The organism is Pseudomonas sp. Sample_10, from assembly GCF_004321495.1.
GTDB lineage: Bacteria > Pseudomonadota > Gammaproteobacteria > Pseudomonadales > Pseudomonadaceae > Aquipseudomonas.
In genome coordinates, this window is record NZ_RCOE01000024.1 from 1 (window position 1) to 1038 (window position 1038).

General features: G+C 61.7%; 2 protein-coding genes. Both read left to right on the plus strand.

The genetic code is table 11. The features are described from left to right. Window positions 1-87, plus strand: an 87-nt coding sequence (locus tag D8U18_RS28920) for a hypothetical protein (RefSeq protein ID WP_241664274.1), incomplete at its 5' end; no start/stop codon positions are given. After that, window positions 84-974, plus strand: coding sequence for an ABC transporter permease subunit (locus D8U18_RS01805; protein WP_056854046.1), 891 nt, complete (start codon window positions 84-86; stop codon window positions 972-974). The genes D8U18_RS28920 and D8U18_RS01805, both read left to right, overlap by 4 nt. The last annotated feature ends 64 nt before the right edge of the window (window positions 975-1038 follow it).

Sequence of the window (1038 nt, forward strand, 5' to 3'; positions counted from 1 at the left end):
CTGGCGGTGGTGATGCTGGCGATCCTGATTGTGCCGATCATCCTGTTCAACCGCAGTCAGGCCAAGGAAATGGAGGGTAAAGAATGAAACGCTTCCGTTTCTCCAGCCTGATGCTGGTGGTGGGTCTGTTGTTTATCTATCTGCCGATGCTGATCCTGGTGATCTACTCGTTCAACGCCTCGAAACTGGTGACGGTGTGGGGCGGCTGGTCGATCAAGTGGTACGTCGGCCTGATGGACAACACGCAACTGATGGGCTCGGTGGTGCGCTCGCTGGAAATCGCCTGCTACACGGCGATTGCAGCCGTCGCACTAGGGACGTTAGCCGCGTTCGTCCTGACCCGTATCACCCACTTCAAGGGTCGCACGCTGTTCGGTGGCCTGGTCACCGCGCCGCTGGTGATGCCGGAAGTGATCACCGGTCTGTCGCTGTTGCTGCTGTTCGTGGCCATGGCGCAGATGATCGGCTGGCCGCAGGAACGCGGCATCGTCACCATCTGGATCGCCCACACGACGTTCTGTGCGGCGTACGTGGCGGTGGTGGTGTCGGCGCGCTTGCGTGAGCTGGACCTGTCCATCGAAGAAGCGGCCATGGACCTCGGTGCACGGCCATGGAAGGTGTTCTTCCTGATCACCATCCCGATGATCGCGCCATCGTTGGCGGCCGGCGGCATGATGTCGTTCGCCTTGTCGCTGGATGACCTGGTGTTGGCGAGCTTCGTTTCCGGCCCGGGTTCCACGACCCTGCCGATGGAAGTGTTCTCGGCGGTACGACTGGGCGTGAAGCCGGAGATCAATGCCGTGGCCAGCCTGATTCTGTTGGCCGTGTCGATCGTGACTTTCCTGGTCTGGTTCTTCAGCCGCCGTGCCGAAGAAAACCGCAAGCGGGCGATCCAGCAAGCCATCGAAGAAAGCGCCGCCGACTCTTGGAAACAACCGGACGTGCGTCGCGCGCAGGCGCCGGAAGCTGCCTGAAGCGATGCCATGATCGTTCCCACGCTCTGCGTGGGAACGCCTCAACGGACGCTCCGCGTTCGGC

What these genes read in the sequence shown, in the direction of transcription:
- D8U18_RS01805 (WP_056854046.1), top strand. Translation starts at nt 84, where the DNA reads ATGAAACGCTTCCGTTTCTCCAGCCTGATGCTGGTGGTGGGTCTGTTG.